The sequence below is a fragment of the Citrobacter sp. wls829 genome (genome assembly GCF_005280825.1).
Classification (GTDB): Bacteria; Pseudomonadota; Gammaproteobacteria; order Enterobacterales; family Enterobacteriaceae; genus Citrobacter; species Citrobacter gillenii.
Genome location: NZ_SZWP01000057.1, coordinates 59,123 through 76,427, shown reverse-complemented (window position 1 = coordinate 76,427; position 17,305 = coordinate 59,123). Strand labels below are relative to the sequence as shown.

The window sequence follows — 17,305 nt, the reverse complement described above, 5'->3', positions numbered from 1 at the left end:
AACACTATCAATAAGTTGGAGTCATTACCCAAAATAAGAAAAAATTCTTATCTATATACAAAATGATATTAGTGAAATAGCTGTTAACAATTGGTAAATACAATGCAAATTATCCAGAAACGCTACTGTATTTCCATGCGGGCTTGTACCGATAATCGATGTGGGATTGGGGCCAGTCATGCTGCGTGATAATTTTAACGATCTCTATTATCTCAAAGACGGCCAGGCGCTGCGTGTACGGGTTATTATTTGTATTATCCCAGCCGCAAACAGCACACCGCTGCCTTTGCACCGCTGATTGAAGCATTGCGCTATACACGCAGACTGGAGATAAAAAAAACCGGCATTACGCCGGTTCAGGGATTAGATTTTGCAGGCATCGCCGCAGTCATTATCCGCAATCATTTCCTGTGCTTTTTTGTCTGCATCTTCCAGACGTTCCGCATTGCGCTCTTGCGCTTCATCGAGCCCATCAAAGACCAGATTATCGAGATCAATTTCCATCAGTCACCTGTTCAGGTTCAGCGTTTAACATCCCCCTTATTATATTGCAAAAATGTTGCTGAACAGCAGCGATTCTTGCGATTTAGAGGCGACTATCAAATCAGATGTGCGTATTTTTCCGGTAGCGTGGTCCACAGATGTCGGTTGGCGGCGCTCAGGATGAGTATTGTCGAAAACCCGGCTGGGCCTTAACGGATGAGGATAGAAATACAGTCGATCGCTTTATTGAACAGTTCGGTTTGTCGGTGTTGTCCGAACCGATAACCTGACATGCACGCCAACGCCGCGCCCCTGAACTGAAACACCGCTCCGGTGCGCGGCGGTCCTCGCTAACCACCTCTTTTGTGTCCGTTTTTGAACCCGTCACAACTCGCCAAGATGTTAATAATATGTTTCGCAATCATGCGGCAAGCCTGTTTATTCAGGAACGTGGTGAGCGATCATTTTTAACAATATCATGACAAAATCACTATACATATAACTTAATATCTTTTATACATTAATCGTTAACCCCTGTGACTATTCCACAAAAGAGAAAGAGATATGGAACAGATACCTGATAATAAAAACGATAATTTTCAAAAAGATGGCAAAGAGCAGTTCAACCGTTCGATCGGACTTATCTCTAACTTTGCGCTGGGTTTTACCTACCTGTCGCCACTCACCGCCGTGTATTCGCTGTTTGCGCTTGCCGTAACGCTGGCAGGGCCACCGGCGGTATGGTGGATTTTAATCGTCGCCTGTGGGCAGCTTCTGGTTGCGCTGGTGTTTGGCGAAGTGGCGTCTCAGTATCCGATTACCGGAGGGCTGTATCCCTGGGCCAGAAGGTTGTGGGGGAAAAAATATGCGTGGATCGCCGCCTGGATTTACCTGTGGGCGCTGGTGGTGACCATCACCTCAATCGCGGAATACACCTCAACCTTCGTCGAGTCATTATTCCACTATGGTCAGACTCCGGCCACCATGCTGCTGACATCCGTGGTGCTGCTGCTCTTGATGATGGCGGTGAATATGTCCGGGACAAAGAATCTTGCCCGGGTCGCCAAAATTGGTTTCTGGTGTGAGATCGTCAGCGTGATTGCGCTGGGGATTTACCTGCTGATATTCCACCGTTCACAGCCATTCTCGGTGATATTTGATTCAATGGGCGTGCTGGCCCAGGACGGGAGCTACTCCACCGCCTTTATGTCTGCCGCGCTGATGGGCCTGTTTATGTTCTTTGGCTTTGAAGCCTGCGGCAACGTTGCGGAAGAGGTGAAGAACCCAAGCAAAAAAATCCCGATTGCGATGATCCTGAGTATCGTGTTTGGTGCGATCTCGGCCATTATTTCCGTCATGGGGTATCTGCTGGCTTCGCCGAATCTGGTCAGTATTGTCAACGGTAAAACGGCCGATCCGATCCCGGCTATCCTCAATGAGGCCCTGGGGGAAACCGGCGCGACGGTCTTTATCATCGTCGCGATTATCGCCATGCTGTCGTGTATTCTGTCTCTCCAGGCTGCGCTGAGCCGCCTTATCTTCTCTTTCTCCCGTGACAGAATGCTGCCGGGAAGCGAGTGGATGTCCAAAATCTCTAAAAATGGTGTTCCCGATAATGCCATGGTGGTCAGTTGCTTACTGCCGGTGATTATCTGTGTTTGGGTCTATTTCCAGCCCGATAATCTGTCGCGCATTACCGCGTTTGCCGTTATCGGTATCTATATTTCCTTCCAGATGGTCGTGCTGGCAGCGCTGCGACAGCGCCTGAAAGGCTGGAAACCGGCGGGTGAGTGGACCATCGGTGGTTGGGGGACTCTGGTTAACGTGCTGGCGTTAGCTTACGGGTTATGCGGGATTTGGCTGCTGGCCCAACCCGCTGACAGCAGTGATTTCATCGACCGCTGGACGGTGCTGTTTGGCCTGGCGATTGTGGTGGGTTCGGGGCTTATCTACATGTTCCTGACGCGTCCGTTTGGTCGCTCTGCGGCACCGGAAAATGATGCGATAGCCTACGCAAACAAGCTCAATATGGGGCAGGATAATTAAACAAAGGGCCTTCGGGCCCTTAGAGCCTATCCCCTTAGTGTTGATAGTGGTAAAGAATGAAGTAGTCGCTCTGATACACAATACGGGTATTCGTCGGTGACAGTAATTCTCCCACGCGACAGCGCGGCCAACTGGAAAAGATAATCCGGTTTTCCAGATTGGTCAGAATGACATAGTCAGGTTGGGGGCAGGAGAGCAGTTCTGCCTCGATCTGGCTAACCAGCAGATCGACAGCGGCGACGCCAAGAAACTGGTCATGGTAGTAAACGGGCACCGCCGAGGTCAGTGTGTAAGAAATGTTGCAGATATAGTCGACGTAAGGCCCGTGAATATAGGCTTCACCTGCAGGAGGAGAATGCTTAAACCACTCGAAGGTTCTGAAATCCAGCCGCTGTTGGGTGGCCTGATCTAAATCCAGATGCGCCTGACTCAGACCGTTATCTTTCTTATACCACCACTCCAGCAGCCAATACTCGTTGCGGGTTGGCGTATTCTCAATATGGCTGGCGAATCCGGCACCCGAGCAATAGTGATTGTGATTCAGCGTGTGTTTAATGTGCTGCTGAACAGTGGCTCTCACTGCCGGGTCGAGGACCACCTCTGCCGAGCCTTTTTGTACACCGGCAATCGCCTCGTGGATGCTCCTCGCCAGCGCAACGGTAGACTCTATGGTAGAGACAGTAATATCATCAATTTTACGGATTAATGCGCTAAGGGATGTCGAAGAGCTCATGGTCTTTCCTGCCTTCACTGATGGTCAGTTCGCGTTATATTTCAGCTTTTTTTCAATAAGATAATAGGTACAGGTATCGATAATCTGGGTGGCAAACTGCACCGATTCCGTCTCATTATGCGCGGCCAGCGCATCGGCCAGCGCCGAATAGAGCGCAATGATCTCGGCGTGAATAGTGCCAGAACGATAGAGTATAGCGACCAGCGAAGCCCATTCCGCCTGCACCTGCAATTCCTGGTTCGCCAGCCGCGCTGAATGCGAACTGGCGGCGATCGCCAGCAGGCAACGCATATCGGCCTGAGTCATTAATTCGGGTGAATCAGCCTTTCTTAACACCTCAACAAACTCGCGAAATTTAGCGATATCCGCATTGGTCATGCGCCGGGAGGCCAGCCTGGCGCTGTGGCTGATAATGGCGCAATGCATTTCGCCTAAGTCGGAAAGGTAATCGGTGCCAATCGATTTAAACGGATGCAGGACGCTATTTTTGCCATCAATATTTTCGCAAACGAAGCTGCCGCCATTTCGGCCACGAACCGTATGGATAAGATTATTAGCCCGAAGCGTGTTGAGTGCTTCTCTGATGGTGATATGTGAGACGCCCATCATCTTTGCCAGGTCGGTTTCGTTGGGCAGTTGCTCTTTTGGCTCGAGTAATCCCGTAATGATGGCGTTTGAAAGGCGCTGCACAATCTGGTCGGAACGACTGACCTGCCCGATAGGCGCAAATATGACCGCATGAGTAATCATAATCTTTTCTGCACTCAATTCCCTGAAACAACAACCCTTTCTAACACAAGCCTGTCAGGCAAGGAAGGTCAGAATGGTCGCGTTATTTTACCTGCCCATGCACAAAACCGTTGCACAGGCGGATGTGTGTCCCGTTAGCGTCAAATGACGATGAATAACCTTACCGCGAAAATGTAAAATTTAAGTTAAAAATGCGACGTTTATCATACTGTCAATGTTGCGCATTTGAAAAAATTTTACAATATATATATTACATAAGATTCTTTATGTATTAACGGGCAGGAGACAGTCATGAAAACCCTGAAGCATTTTATTAACGGACACTACGTGGCGGGCAGTACCGAAGACGCGTTTGAGCTGGTCAGCCCGGTGGACGGTGAAACATACGCGTTATCGCCCAATGGTGGGGCAGCAGAAGTCGATCTGGCCTACTCGGCCGCCGCTGCCGCGTTCAGTATCTGGAAGAAATCGACGCCCGCACAGCGGCAAAAAGCGCTTCTGGCGCTGGCTGATGAAATCGAACGCAATGTAGAGCGACTGGTTAACGCCCAGAGTCAGGAAACTGGACAGCTGCGCCATTTTATTGAGAAAGAAGAGATCGCGGCCTCCTGCGACGCCATTCGATTTTTTGCCGGTGCCGCGCGCTGCCTTGAAGGGAAGGCTGCCGGTGAATATTCTGCCGGGTTCACCTCAACCATTCGTCGCGAACCGCTGGGTATTGTGGGGCAAGTCACGCCGTGGAATTACCCGTTTATGATGGCGGTGTGGAAGATAGCCCCTGCGCTGGCGGCAGGCAATACGGTGGTGCTTAAACCGAGTGACACCACGCCGGTCAGCACGCTGCTGCTGGCTGAGCTGGCCGCGCCGCTGTTCCCGAAAGGGGCGTTTAATGTGGTATTAGGGAAAGCCAAAACCGGTTCGCTGGTGGTGTCGAACCCGACGGCCTCACTGGTTTCGATTACTGGCTCGGTACGTGCGGGTCTACAGGTGGCCGCGTCGGCGGCGGCAAACCTGACCAAAGCCCATTTGGAGTTGGGCGGTAAAGCGCCCGCCGTGGTATTTGCCGACGCGAATATCGACAGGGCGATTGAGACGATCGCTACCGCCGGCTTTTTCAATGCCGGGCAAGATTGTACTGCCGCCACGCGAATTCTCGTCGAGCAGTCCGTTTATGCTGAGTTTTTGGAAAAATTGATCCAGAAAACAAAAAGCATCAAATTTGGTCCCCCGCAGGATAGGGATGCGCTATATGGCGCGTTGAATAGCCGGAACCAACTGGAGCAGGTGCAAGGTTTTATTGCGCGTCTGCCTGCGCATGCAAAAATTGAAACGGGTGGCAGAGCAGGGCCCGGACCGGGCTTCTACTTTGAGCCAACCATTATCTCCGGTCTGCATCAGCACGACGAAGCCATTCAACATGAAGTGTTTGGTCCGGTAATGGCGATTCAGTCCTTTTCGACTGACGAAGACGCGTTGCACAAAGCCAATGATGTGGAATACGGCCTGGCCGCAAGCGTCTGGACCGGTAACCACGGCCGCGCACAGCGTTTTTGCATTGACCTCGATTTTGGCACGGTGTGGATCAACAACCATATTCCACTGTGTGCGGAAATGCCGCACGGCGGGTTCAAGAAATCCGGCTACGGTAAAGATCTCTCCTCTTATTCACTCGATGAGTACACCCGAGTGAAACATATCATGTGCGATATTTCTGAATAGCGGGTAATACGATGAAAACATTAAAAATAGCTGCGCTGTCGCTGGTGATGTTCTCGGGGTTTAGTCTGGCAGACAGCTCCCCGCTGAACACCGTAAAAGCGTATATGGCGGCCTGGAATGCGCATAACGCGCCGCTCGCAGCGCAGTATCTGGCCGACGACGCGGTCTATTACGATGCCGCCGCCGGGGAGCCGATAACTGGCAGGGAAAAAGCCGAGAAAGAGGTGATTGGAGCATTCATTAAGGCGGTCCCGGATCTGAACTGGAAAATGGTCGGCAAACCCGTCTATGACGAAGATACCGTGGCATTTCGTTGGGAGTTCTCGGGTAAAAATAGCGGCGAATGGGCAGGAAGTCCGCCGACAAATAATCCGATCAAATTTGAAGGCGTCAGCTATATTCATGTTAAGGCAGGAAAAATCACCTGGCAGGGTGATTATTATGATTCTAAAAAACTGGATGAAGAACTCAAGCCAGTGAAGTAGTCGGTGGTCCCCCTTGTGAGAGGGGGACCCTCTCATTTGTGCTGTGTTTAGGGCAGTGTGTGCGTGGCAAAAGGACAAGTTAATGGCAATTACCCGACGTGATTTTCTCAACGGTGTGGCGGTCACCATCGCCGCGGGGCTGACCCCTCTGGATATGGTCAGAGCGGCAGGAAAAGAACATGAATTTATCGATGGAAGTTATTACCCTCCCAGCCTGACGGGGCTGCGTGGTAACCATCCGGGCTCGTTTGAAATGGCTCACGCGCTGGGCCGGGAACAGAAAAAATTTGATTTAACGGCGCTTCCGGTCGAGGAAGAGTACGACCTGGTGGTGGTTGGTGGCGGCATTAGCGGGCTGGCGGCCGGATGTTTCTGGCGGCAACTTGTCGGGCAAAACAGCAAGGTTCTGATCCTCGACAACCATGATGATTTTGGCGGCCACGCCAAACGTAACGAATTTAGCACAGCCGGAAAAAAACTGATCGGCTATGGCGGCAGTGAGTCGTTTCAGTCGCCAGCGCATAATTTCAGCCCGGACGTACAAAAGCTGATGGAAACACTCGGCGTGAGCGCCACCAAGCTCAAAGAGAGTTTTGACGTCAACTTCTATCCAGACTGGCAGCTCAGTCGCGGCGTCTTTTTCGACAAAAAGAATTTTGGCGAGACCAAAATCGTCAGCGGCGATCCGGGACGCGCGGTTTCCGACGATATTCCACCGGACCGGCTCAACGGTCGTAAGATTGAAGAATTTATCAATGATTTTCCGTTGAGTGAGAGCGACCGAAAAGCGCTTATCGATCTGCATGTACGCCCTGGCGACTACCTTCCGGGCATGACGGTCGAGGAGAAAAGTAGCTGGCTGGATACCCACAGCTACAGTGAATTTCTGGCCACGAAAGTCGGTTTAAGCAAAATGGCACTGCTCTATTTCCAGCAGCGCTCCAACGATTTCTTTGCTATCGGCATTGAGGGCATTTCCTGTAGCGATGCCCGGGCATGCGCCTTACCGGGCATGGAAGCGTTAGGTCTGCCGCCGCTGGACGGCGAGTCACTGGCCGACCTCGAAGAGCCGTATGTTTATCACTTCCCCGATGGCAACGCGGGACTGGCACGAATAATGGTCAGATATATGCTCCCGGATGCCTTGCCGGGGACCACCATGGAGGATTCCGTCCTCGCCAGATTGCATTACGAAAAGCTGGATCTGCCGGAAAATACCACGCGTTTGCGCCTCAACAGTAGCGTGATTAATGCGGCCAACGTGCCGGGCGGCGTGGCCGTAACCTATCTGCGTGACGGCAAATTGCATCGTGTGCACGCAAAAAACGCCATCATGGCGGGTTATAATATGATGATCCCGTACCTGGTGCCGGAAATGCCGAAACAACAGCAGGCAGACCTCAAGCTGAACGTAAAGGCGCCGCTGGTGTACACCAACGTAGTGGTGAAAAACTGGCAGGCGTTTAAGCAACTCGGCGTACATGAGTTTTATTCCCCAGCTGCGCCGTACAGCCGCATTAAGCTCGACTATCCAGTCAGCATTGGCGGCTATCAGCACCCAGCGACCCCGGACGATCCGATGGTGATTCATATGGTCTATGTGCCAACCTATCCGGGCAGTAACCTACCGGCGAGAGAACAATTCCGCCTGGGACGGGCCTATCTGCTGGGGACCACGTTTGCTGCGCATGAAGAGATGATCCGTGGCCAGTTGCAGGAGATGTTTGGCTCGACAGGCTTTGACAATCAACGTGATATCGCGGCTATTACGGTTAACCGCTGGGCACATGGCTATGCCTATTACGCCAACCCGCTGTTCGACGACATGGATGAAATGGAGAAGGTTGTTGAGCGGGCACGCCAGCCCATCGGCCGAATTGCGATTGCTAACTCTGATGCCGACTGGAGCGCGTATGCACATGCGGCGATCGATCAGGCATTGCGGGCGGTTAACGAACTCAAGGGTATGAGGTGATCTATGCGTAATGTAACCGTTCTTGTCGCCTGTTTGTTTAGCGCGACGGTTTCCGCCGCGGACTCTCACGGTGAGTACATCGCCAGAATTTCAGACTGTGTAGCCTGTCACACCGCTGAGGGTGGGGACGCGATGGCAGGGGGCAAAAAGTTTCCCACGCCGGTCGGTGATATTTTCTCGACAAATATCACGCCGGACAAAACCCACGGCATCGGTAACTATTCCTACGAGGATTTTGAAAAAGCGGTGCGTCAGGGCATTGCCAAAGATGGCCATCCGCTTTACCCGGCCATGCCATATCCGTCTTACGCAAAGCTCTCCGACGAAGATGTCCAGGCGCTGTATCGCTACTTTATGCATGATGTCACGCCGTCTGCGACAGCAAATAAAGAGAATGAGATCCCCTGGCTGATTTCAGCCCGCTGGCCGCTGCATATCTGGAACTGGCTCTTTACCGACGCTCCTGCAACGGCTGCGGTAGGCAGCAACAGTACCGATGCCAGTGCCGCGCGGATCCAGCGCGGAGCTTATCTGGTTGAAGGACCTGGCCACTGTGGCTCCTGCCATACCCCGAGGGGAATGGCGATGAATGAGAAAGCCTATACTCATGCCGATGCACAGTACCTGAGCGGGGCGATGATTGACGGCTGGTATGCGCCGTCCCTTCGGGGCACCGGGATGTCTGAGCAGGAGTTAACGTCGCTGTTACTGACCGGTAAAAGCAAGCATGCTGCGGTTTCGGGTTCAATGGCTGAAGTCGTCAGTGAGAGTACGCAATACCTGACGGATGAAGATGCCGCAGCGATTGCACAGTATCTGCGGAGCCTGAAAAACGCCAAACCGGAGACGACACGAGCGGGCACCACCACGGCGTCCTGGTCGAATTCACCGCAGGCGGGAAAAGAGGTCTACAACCGTTATTGCTCGACCTGTCACGGTCTGGAAGGCAAGGGCACGGATAACAACGCGCCGTCACTGATCCACAATCCACTGGTGATGGTTGACGATCCGACCCCGCTGTTCAGGGTGATTTCGCAGGGCGCGGAAACGCCGACCACACGGGGCAACGTGTCGTTTAAGATGCCAGCGTATAACGGATTGCTGACCGAAGTTGAGATGCGCGATGTGATCAACTATGTACGAAAAAGTTGGGGTGAAGGCAATGGCGAGGTCAGTCAGGAGGAGCTTGCCGGACTTAAACCAGCTACACACTAAGCGTTATGCCTGATGGCGCTGCGCTTATCCGACCTATAAAAACCGTATTGTAGGTCGGATAAGACGCGTTAGTGACGCCATCCGGCAACGTTTATCCTACGTTTGCCTTGATAATGCCCGCCAACCGGGAAAACGCCGCGGCCATCTCATGTTCTTCAATACTGGCAAAACCCAGCAACAGACCGCTGCGTTTCTCTTCGTTGACGTAGTAACGTGACAGCGGTCGTACCAATAACCCCTGCGTATTCGCCAGCTGTGCAATCATGCTGTCGTCGGCATGGGCTGGCAATTGTAATATCAGATGCAGCCCGGCGTTACTGTTGAACGGTCCCAGATAATCCTCTCCGAGTTGCGTGGCGATCAGGTCCACCAGCGTCTGACGACGGCGGCTGTACAGTTGGCGCATTTTACGGATATGCGCGGCGTAGTAGCCTTCGCGGATAAACTCTGCCAGCGCGGCCTGAATCAAAAGGTGTCCGCCGCGATAGAGGTCGTTATGAACTTTCTTCAGCGGTGCAGCGAGCGGTTTGGGCAGCACAACATACCCGAGTCGGAGGGCAGGATAGAGCGTTTTGCTGAATGTGCCGATGTAGATAACTGGACTTTCTTCCTCCAGTCCTTGCAGTGAAGGAATAGGCTGCCCCGAAAAGCGAAACTCGCTGTCGTAGTCATCTTCCACGATCCAACTGCGTGTTTCACGTGCGCGAAACAGTAACTGCCGTCGCCGGCTCAGGCTCATCACCGACCCCAGCGGATACTGATGTGACGGTGTCACAAAAATCAGCTTCGGGGACACCGCTGACGACACTGGCGGTACCATGCCCTGTTCATCAACCGCCATCGCCGAGAAGTTAACCGCGTTGATGCGCAGAATATTTTTGATTCCCCAATAGCCTGGCTCTTCAATCCAGGCGTTATCGCCAGGGTTACACAGGGTGCGGGTCACCAGATCCAACGCCTGGTGAATGCCTTCGGTGATCAGTATCTGTTCAGGAGCACACCTGACGCCGCGCGCGGTACGCAAATAGTCCGCCAGCGCTTCTTTTAGTTCACCGTCGCCACCCGCCGCATCATAGGTGAGAAACTCCGGGCGCAGGCGTCTTGCCAGCCGGTCCTGAATTTTTTTAAGCGTGCGGTGGGGGAAATGTTGCACATCCGGAACGCCAGGAATAAACGCCCCCCACTGGCGTGGGCTGGCGCTGGCATTACCGAGCAGCTCCAGGCAGCGGGCGGACAGGCTGGCGCGGTCTTCCTGTGCGGGGGGCGCGTTTTTTTTATCGGGCCGTTGCGCGAGGTTGTCCAGCACGCTATCGGTGACAAACGTGCCGCTGCTGGTACGTGCAGAAATATACCCTTCGGCCTGCAGTTGCTCATACACTCGCAAGACGGTATTGCGCGATAACGCCAGTTCGCCCGCCAGATCGCGCGAAGGTGGCATACGGGTGGCGGGTTTCAAGCTGCCTTCAAGAATGCAGCTGCAGATGGCGGCATACAAACGCCGGTGCAGTTTCTCGTCGGTTTGCTGGCTAAATGCATGCTTGATCACATCTCCGGCAAGTGAACGCATTTGGATCCTTAAAATAAAACGATTTGGCTCTCGATTAAAGTACCAGATGGCGTCTAGATTTAAAGGGTAATTCAACCCTGAATGTGTTTATGGACAAGGTGTAGAGAATGAACAATAAAAACCTGCAACAACGTCGTCTGGATGCAACCCCGCGTGGCGTGGGCGTAATGTGTGACTTTTTCGCCCAGTCGGCAGAAAACAGCACCATTACCGATATCGAAGGCAATCAATATATTGATTTTGCTGCCGGGATTGCCGTCCTGAATACCGGACACCGTCATCCTCGTATGGTGCAGGCGGTTGAAGCGCAACTTCAAGCCTTTACCCACACGGCCTATCAGATTGTCCCGTACGAAAGCTACGTCTCGCTGGCGGAGAAAATCAATGCGGCCGCGCCGATTGACGGTTTGCGTAAAACCACGTTCTTTACCACCGGCGCAGAAGCCGTCGAAAACGCGGTTAAAATTGCCCGCGCGCACACCGGCCGTCCCGGCGTGATCGCGTTTGGCGGGGGATTTCATGGCCGTACCTATATGACGATGGCGCTGACCGGCAAGGTCGCACCGTATAAAAAAGGCTTCGGGCCGTTCCCGGGATCGGTTTACCACGCACCGTATCCTTCTGAGTTGCAGGGCATCACCACCGCAGATTCGATAAAAGCCATCGAGCGTCTGTTTAAAGCTGATATCGACGCCAGCCAGGTCGCAGCGATTATCTTCGAACCCGTCCAGGGTGAAGGGGGCTTTGTGGTGGCCCCACCTGAATTCGTTGCCGCTATTCGTCGCATCTGCGATGAGCACGGTATTGTGATGATTGCCGATGAAGTCCAGAGTGGTTTTGCCCGCACCGGCGAGCTTTTTGCCATGGACCATTACGCCCACAAAGCCGATCTGATGACCATGGCGAAAAGCCTGGCGGGCGGTATGCCGCTGTCTGGCGTGGTCGGCAAAGCCGAAATTATGGATGCCCCTGCACCGGGTGGTCTGGGCGGTACCTATGCCGGTAACCCGCTCGCCGTGGCGGCCGCTCACGCGGTGCTTGATATCATTCATGATGAGCAACTGTGCCAGCGAGCAGCGGCGCTGGGTGAACAACTGCGTGCCACGCTGACCGATGCCCGTGCGTGGTGTCCGGAACTTGCCGAAGTGCGTGGGTTAGGATCGATGATTGCCGCTGAGTTTTGTGATGCCAGCACCGGAGAGCCTTCTGCGGCCACGGCGCAACGCGTACAGAAGAAAGCCCTTGAGCAGGGGCTGCTGCTGCTTACCTGCGGCCAGTACGGCAACGTGATCCGTTTCCTTTACCCGCTGACCATTCCGCAGGATCAGTTCGTAAAAGCGCTGGAAATTATTAAATCCGTCACTAAATCGTGATAGTGCGCGTATAGCGTCAACCCTGGCCGACGGTGGTACACATCGTCGGCTTTTTTGTTCCTGTCGGTTTCTCAACGTCAATTGATCTTCATCGGTAGAGTTACCTGATTTATTGGAAATGCGTTGCCAGATACCTCGTTATATAATTTAATATATATCGATTTTTCTCCTGTCCAGATGGTATCTATGTTAACTCTTCGTTCATTTTTGCTGGTATGCGCCAGCATGTTGTTTGCGTTTTCGGCGCAGGCAGACCGCACGATAACCGATCAGCTTGGCCGCCAGGTCACGATCCCCGATAGCGTCAATAAGGTGGTGGTGTTACAACACCAGACGCTGAATATTCTGGTTCAACTGGATGCCACGCAGGACATTGTCGGCGTGATGTCGAGCTGGAAAAAACAGCTTGGACCGGCGTTCGCCCGCTTTATGCCGACGATTACGACCCTGCCGACGCCGGGCGATCTCACCAGCGTGAATATTGAAAGCCTGCTGGCTACCCACCCGCAAGTGGTGTTTGTTGCCAACTATGCACCTGCCGAAATGATTCAGCAGATTCAGAATGCCGGGATTCCGGTGGTGGCTATCTCATTACGTCAGGATGCTGCTGGCCAGCAGAACAAAATGAACCCGACTATGGCTGACGAAGAGCAGGTCTACAACGAAGGCTTAAAGCAGGGGATTCGCCTGATTGCCGACGTGGTGGGACGTAAACCGCAGGCTGAAACGCTGATCGACTACGTTTTTTCGGCCAGGGCTAAATTCAATGCGCCGGTGGCGGCGATTGCACAGGCGCAAAAAGTCCGTATCTATATGGCCAACCCCGATCTCATGACTTACGGTGCCGGAAAGTACACGGGCCTGATGATGCAGCATGCCGGAGGGCTAAACGTGGCTGCGGCGAGCGTTAAAGGCGCGCGGCAGGTTTCGCTGGAGCAGGTGTTAGCGTGGAACCCGCAGGTGATTTTTGTCCAGGACCGCTACCCGCAGGTGGTGACGGAGATCCTAAACGATCCCAACTGGCAGAACATCGATGCGGTAAAAAATCATCGCGTCTGGCTGATGCCGGAATACGCCAAAGCCTGGGGATATCCGATGCCGGAAGCGCTGGCGCTGGGTGAATTGTGGATGGCAAAAAAACTCTATCCGGATGCCTATAAAAACATCGATGTTGATGCGCAGGCACAGGATTACTACCATCGTTTTTACCGCGTGAACTGGCAGTCCGATGCCGCTAAGTAATCGCGCTTTCCCCCTGCAACCGATACTGATTACCGTGGTGCTACTGCTGGGTGTTGGTTCACTGTGTGTGGGGCAATATCCGCTGTCGCTGCGCGATGTGTTCTCACTGTTGAGCCATTACGCAGACTCGCAGGGTATGGCGCACCAGGTCGTCTGGACCGTCAGACTCCCGCGTATTTTGATGGCACTGCTGGCGGGCGGCGCGCTGGGGTTATGTGGGGCTACGCTGCAAGGCGTGTTTCATAATCCGCTGGTGGACCCGCATATTATTGGGGTGACCTCTGGCTCAGCATTTGGTGGCACGCTGGCGATTTTGCTTGGGCTTGATCCGTTCCTGATGATGGGGTCGACGTTTTTCTTTGGTCTGGCGGCGTTGATTCTGGTATATGCCATTGCCGCGCTACAGGGGCTGGAAAACACGCTGGTGCTGATCCTCTCGGGCATTATTTTGAGTGGTTTTTTTGCCGCGCTGGTGAGCCTGATTCAATACCAGGCCGATACCGAAGAGACGTTACCCAGCATTGTATTCTGGCTGTTGGGCAGTTTTGCGACCGCCAACTGGCATAAAGTGTGGCTGCTGGCGGTGCCGGTCGGCATTGCGGCCATGCTGTTGTACCAGTTGCGCTGGCGAATCAACCTGTTATCACTCAACGATAAAGACGCCAAAGCGCTCGGGGTGGCGGTGGTTCCGCTGCGGCGCAGCGTGTTGCTGTGCTGCGCATTGCTGGTTGCGGCGCAGGTCTCCGTCAGCGGCAGTATTGCCTGGGTGGGTCTGGTGATCCCGCATCTGGCCCGCCTGCTGGTAGGCGTTGATCACCGTCGGTTACTCCCCTGTGCTTTCTGGCTGGGCGGCTGTTTTATGATTGTGGTGGATGATATTGCCCGCACGCTGCTACCTACGGAAATTCCTCTGGGGATCATCACCGCCTTGCTCGGTGCGCCGCTGTTTGCCTTTTTGCTGATTCAGTCCAGCCGACGGGGGATACGATGATATCTGCCGCACTTAACGTCGATCAGTTGGAGTATGGCTACCGGATGCCGTTGTTTGCGCCGCTCACGTTCCGCTGTGAGAAAGGCAATATCTGGGCCGTGCTCGGGCGTAACGGTTTGGGGAAGAGCACGTTGCTGGATACGCTGACCGGTACGCTGCCGTTGTTGGGTGGAAACATACAAAGTGAGGGGGGAATTGGTATTGTGGCGCAGCATACGCGCTTACCGTTTCCCTACACCGTTAGCGATGTCGTGCTGATGGGCCGCGCGCAGCATGTAAAGTTATTTGCTCAACCGGGCCAGCAGGATAAAAAGCGGGCGATGCAGGCGCTGGAGCAGCTCAATATTGCGCATCTTGCGTCCTGTACCTTTTGTTCACTTTCCGGCGGGCAGCAACAGTTGGTAATGATCGCCCGGGCGTTGGTCACGGATTGTCAAACGCTGTTGCTTGATGAACCCTGTTCCGCGCTGGATTTAGCCAATCAGCAGGTGGTGCTGCAGCTTATCAGCGATCTGGCGTATAGCCAGGGCTGCAGCATTCTCTTTACAACGCACGATCCGCAGCATGCACTACAGATAGCCAGTCATACGCTGCTGTTGTTGCCGCAGGGGAGATGGCTGGCGGGGCCAACGCAGGAGATTGTGACGGAAGATAATTTGTTCCAGGCGTACGGTTTACCGCTGCGAAAATTTAGCGTGGACCCGCATCCGACGCCGTTTATCGCGCCGCTGTTTACCATTCATCGTTAAGTGTTTTAAAACCGGCGCTGGCCAAACATGTTTGTCCGTCGCGCGCGAGGATAAAATCAACCAGCGCTTTGACGTTTTTAGACGCCTCGAGCACCGCCAGCTGGTATTCACAGCGAATGTTATGGTCCGTGGGGATTGTTACGCAGCGAATATCGGGCTGCCCGGCAAGTGCTGTTGCATAGTGCGTGTAGCCAATAAACAAATCCGCCAGGCCCTGGCGAATAATCCACGCGCTGGCCAGTTCGCCATTTGGCACCTTAACCGTGTCACGGCCACCGACAAGGGGAATAGCGCGTTCGCGCAGGCGCTGTCCAAGGCCGGGTTCGAGCACATCGAGGCTGTCGAATAATGCCCAGGTATAATCCCCGGAAGGGTCACAGCCGGGGGTTGAGGTGCCAATACGCAGGGTTGGATCTCGCAGTAACTCCAGCCATTCGCCGGTTTTGCGGGTGGTGAGGCTCAGTTGGTTCCAGCAAAAGGTATGCGCGGACAGTGCCCTACCGCTGGCCAGCAACTGCTGCGGATGTGCACGATTGGCCGAGGCAAATAAGGAACAAGGTTCACCGGCTTCTATACGTTCGCGTAATAATCCGGCCGGGCCGTATTCCACACAAACGTCAATTCCGCTTAGAGACGTGAACTGGTTTATCAGCGGGGTAAAGGCCAGCCGTAAACTGCCAGCAGCGAAGAGCGTGATGGGGCATGACATAATGTAGCGAGTCCTGAATTCGAGATCCGAAATGAATGACAGACATCTTAAACGTCATCATATTGTATATGACCAACTATTCGATGCAAATGGCAATAATTATCTGGGTAATAATTTTTTTAAGATATTAACAATTGAATTAATGATTAGCTGTACCCGGAAAGGCTGCTGGGTCTTTTTACTGTAAATCACAAACAGATCCAGATGGGTGGAGAAGTTATCAGGAAGTGTAGGGACCAGACCGTCGATATCTGTTTCTTTAATGATCAACTCGGGCATAAATAAATAACCAAGACCCGCTTTGGCAAGTTCGATTGCGGCATACGAGTTATCGCAGGAAAAATCACCGCTAATGATTATCTTTCTTATTTCTTTACGTGAGTCGTCATTTATATACCAGATGTTATGATTGTCTTCCATATGTGAGAAAAAAAGTATACAGGGACTGTGTCCATAATCTTCAATGGAGTGGATCGGATATCTCGCAATCATGTCGCGGGTGCCATATATATTGGCCGGAATCGATGCGATATTTCGCGCAATAAGTTCGTCATTGTCGGGCAATGAATGCGTAAACAAGATGTCGCAGTCATCACTAAAAGGGACGCCAAGGGTAAATTCAGCGTTGCTGAGGTTACTGGTGGTCAGCATTAATTTAATTTCCGGATGCTGCGCTTTCAACCCAGGAATGACGTACTTGGAGATAAATAACAGCTGACCGGTAGGGGCATGGATCCTGACAAACCCATCAGACGCCAGCTTATAGGCCATTGTAAACTTCTGGATATCTTCACATGACTTCATGTGTTTTTTGACGTAGGGGAGAAGCTCTTCACCGAAACGGGTCAATTTTATCGGCCGACAAGAGCGATCGAACACGGAGAATCCAAAACGGTCCTCCAGTTGTTGTAAGGTTCTACTGATATTGGGTTGCGCAATTTTTAGCGTTTCCGCAGCCAGACTCAAACTACGGGTACACGAAAGTTCATAAAGGATACGGAGTTCGTTATCGTTAAAGCTGATTTTCTGGACCACTGAGACCTCAGATATGCCTTGTGAATATTATCTGTATACATTCCCGCACGGCTTCGGCCAGTGTCTTTTGAAATTGAATGTATACAGTCCAGCCAACAAAAATAGCGCAGGCATGTTACGTGAACATACCTTTTAAACGGTTGCACAATAATATTTTAACCAATTCTTATCCATTAAAAGATAGCATGGTTTGTGTAAGAAAACAAAAAAGCAAAATGCGAAAATTACAATGA

The 17,305-nt window shown here is 52.8% G+C and carries 15 protein-coding genes; 9 read left to right on the top strand and 6 right to left on the bottom strand.

The window, feature by feature from the left end; translation table 11 throughout:
• Nucleotides 1-363: 363 nt before the first annotated feature.
• Nucleotides 364-504 (bottom strand): hypothetical protein, encoded by a 141-nt coding sequence (locus FDW88_RS11730; RefSeq protein ID WP_096757192.1) that lies wholly within the window; start codon nt 502-504, stop codon nt 364-366.
• A gap of 543 nt (nt 505-1,047) precedes the next feature.
• Here FDW88_RS11730 and FDW88_RS11725 point away from each other — a divergent pair.
• Nucleotides 1,048-2,529 (top strand): APC family permease, encoded by a 1,482-nt coding sequence (locus FDW88_RS11725; protein WP_096757191.1) that lies wholly within the window; start codon nt 1,048-1,050, stop codon nt 2,527-2,529.
• A gap of 34 nt (nt 2,530-2,563) precedes the next feature.
• On the opposite strand, the gene FDW88_RS11720 is transcribed toward FDW88_RS11725, so the two are convergent.
• The gene (locus FDW88_RS11720; protein WP_137362596.1) at nt 2,564-3,262 is read right to left on the bottom strand and encodes a cache domain-containing protein; all 699 of its coding nucleotides are present in this window, start codon (nt 3,260-3,262) and stop codon (nt 2,564-2,566) included.
• A gap of 24 nt (nt 3,263-3,286) precedes the next feature.
• Nucleotides 3,287-4,012, bottom strand: a complete 726-nt coding sequence (locus tag FDW88_RS11715) for a FadR/GntR family transcriptional regulator (RefSeq protein ID WP_115258605.1) — start codon at nt 4,010-4,012, stop codon at nt 3,287-3,289.
• A gap of 291 nt (nt 4,013-4,303) precedes the next feature.
• On the opposite strand from FDW88_RS11715, the gene FDW88_RS11710 reads away from it, so the two are divergent.
• The 4 genes from FDW88_RS11710 (at nt 4,304) to FDW88_RS11695 (ending at nt 9,406) form a co-directional block, all read left to right on the top strand.
• Nucleotides 4,304-5,731, top strand: coding sequence for an aminobutyraldehyde dehydrogenase (locus FDW88_RS11710; RefSeq protein ID WP_117343037.1), 1,428 nt, complete (start codon nt 4,304-4,306; stop codon nt 5,729-5,731).
• An 11-nt stretch (nt 5,732-5,742) separates the two neighbouring features.
• Complete coding sequence (locus tag FDW88_RS11705) at nt 5,743-6,216, top strand: ester cyclase (protein WP_117343038.1); 474 nt, start codon at nt 5,743-5,745, stop codon at nt 6,214-6,216.
• An 82-nt stretch (nt 6,217-6,298) separates the two neighbouring features.
• Complete coding sequence (locus FDW88_RS11700; protein ID WP_137362595.1) at nt 6,299-8,191, top strand: FAD/NAD(P)-binding protein; 1,893 nt, start codon at nt 6,299-6,301, stop codon at nt 8,189-8,191.
• A gap of 3 nt (nt 8,192-8,194) precedes the next feature.
• Complete coding sequence (locus FDW88_RS11695) at nt 8,195-9,406, top strand: cytochrome c (RefSeq protein ID WP_137362594.1); 1,212 nt, start codon at nt 8,195-8,197, stop codon at nt 9,404-9,406.
• Nucleotides 9,407-9,497: 91 nt separating this feature from the next.
• Here FDW88_RS11695 and FDW88_RS11690 read toward each other — a convergent pair whose 3' ends face one another.
• Complete coding sequence (locus tag FDW88_RS11690; RefSeq protein ID WP_117343040.1) at nt 9,498-10,973, bottom strand: PLP-dependent aminotransferase family protein; 1,476 nt, start codon at nt 10,971-10,973, stop codon at nt 9,498-9,500.
• Nucleotides 10,974-11,080: 107 nt separating this feature from the next.
• Here FDW88_RS11690 and puuE point away from each other — a divergent pair, with 107 nt between their 5' ends.
• From puuE to FDW88_RS11670, 4 genes are all read left to right on the top strand, one after another.
• Nucleotides 11,081-12,346 (top strand): 4-aminobutyrate transaminase, encoded by a 1,266-nt coding sequence (gene puuE, locus FDW88_RS11685; RefSeq protein ID WP_115258599.1) that lies wholly within the window; start codon nt 11,081-11,083, stop codon nt 12,344-12,346.
• Between the two features lie 186 nt (nt 12,347-12,532).
• On the top strand, nt 12,533-13,588 hold the full coding sequence (locus FDW88_RS11680) for an ABC transporter substrate-binding protein (RefSeq protein WP_115258598.1): 1,056 nt from the start codon (nt 12,533-12,535) through the stop codon (nt 13,586-13,588).
• The gene (locus FDW88_RS11675; RefSeq protein ID WP_137362593.1) at nt 13,575-14,579 is read left to right on the top strand and encodes an iron ABC transporter permease; all 1,005 of its coding nucleotides are present in this window, start codon (nt 13,575-13,577) and stop codon (nt 14,577-14,579) included. The genes FDW88_RS11680 and FDW88_RS11675 overlap by 14 nt, the downstream gene beginning before the upstream one ends.
• Nucleotides 14,576-15,328: an ABC transporter ATP-binding protein gene (locus FDW88_RS11670; protein ID WP_137362592.1), complete on the top strand. Its 753-nt coding sequence runs from the start codon at nt 14,576-14,578 to the stop codon at nt 15,326-15,328. The genes FDW88_RS11675 and FDW88_RS11670 overlap by 4 nt, the downstream gene beginning before the upstream one ends.
• Here FDW88_RS11670 and FDW88_RS11665 read toward each other — a convergent pair.
• Together FDW88_RS11665 and FDW88_RS11660 are read right to left on the bottom strand one after the other, a co-directional pair.
• Complete coding sequence (locus FDW88_RS11665) at nt 15,312-16,037, bottom strand: substrate-binding domain-containing protein (RefSeq protein ID WP_137362591.1); 726 nt, start codon at nt 16,035-16,037, stop codon at nt 15,312-15,314. The genes FDW88_RS11670 and FDW88_RS11665 overlap by 17 nt on opposite strands.
• Nucleotides 16,038-16,136: 99 nt before the next feature.
• The gene (locus FDW88_RS11660; RefSeq protein ID WP_137362590.1) at nt 16,137-17,072 is read right to left on the bottom strand and encodes a LysR family transcriptional regulator; all 936 of its coding nucleotides are present in this window, start codon (nt 17,070-17,072) and stop codon (nt 16,137-16,139) included.
• Nucleotides 17,073-17,305 lie beyond the last annotated feature (233 nt).

Coding starts and splice junctions, on each gene's coding strand:
- FDW88_RS11730 (WP_096757192.1), bottom strand. CDS start 504: ATGGAAATTGATCTCGATAATCTGGTCTTTGATGGGCTCGATGAAGCG.
- FDW88_RS11710 (WP_117343037.1), top strand. CDS start 4,304: ATGAAAACCCTGAAGCATTTTATTAACGGACACTACGTGGCGGGCAGT.
- FDW88_RS11720 (WP_137362596.1), bottom strand. CDS start 3,262: ATGAGCTCTTCGACATCCCTTAGCGCATTAATCCGTAAAATTGATGAT.
- FDW88_RS11705 (WP_117343038.1), top strand. CDS start 5,743: ATGAAAACATTAAAAATAGCTGCGCTGTCGCTGGTGATGTTCTCGGGG.
- FDW88_RS11680 (WP_115258598.1), top strand. CDS start 12,533: ATGTTAACTCTTCGTTCATTTTTGCTGGTATGCGCCAGCATGTTGTTT.
- FDW88_RS11670 (WP_137362592.1), top strand. CDS start 14,576: ATGATATCTGCCGCACTTAACGTCGATCAGTTGGAGTATGGCTACCGG.
- FDW88_RS11725 (WP_096757191.1), top strand. CDS start 1,048: ATGGAACAGATACCTGATAATAAAAACGATAATTTTCAAAAAGATGGC.
- FDW88_RS11715 (WP_115258605.1), bottom strand. CDS start 4,012: ATGATTACTCATGCGGTCATATTTGCGCCTATCGGGCAGGTCAGTCGT.
- FDW88_RS11675 (WP_137362593.1), top strand. CDS start 13,575: ATGCCGCTAAGTAATCGCGCTTTCCCCCTGCAACCGATACTGATTACC.
- FDW88_RS11665 (WP_137362591.1), bottom strand. CDS start 16,037: ATGTCATGCCCCATCACGCTCTTCGCTGCTGGCAGTTTACGGCTGGCC.
- FDW88_RS11695 (WP_137362594.1), top strand. CDS start 8,195: ATGCGTAATGTAACCGTTCTTGTCGCCTGTTTGTTTAGCGCGACGGTT.
- FDW88_RS11690 (WP_117343040.1), bottom strand. CDS start 10,973: ATGCGTTCACTTGCCGGAGATGTGATCAAGCATGCATTTAGCCAGCAA.
- FDW88_RS11700 (WP_137362595.1), top strand. CDS start 6,299: ATGGCAATTACCCGACGTGATTTTCTCAACGGTGTGGCGGTCACCATC.
- puuE (WP_115258599.1), top strand. CDS start 11,081: ATGAACAATAAAAACCTGCAACAACGTCGTCTGGATGCAACCCCGCGT.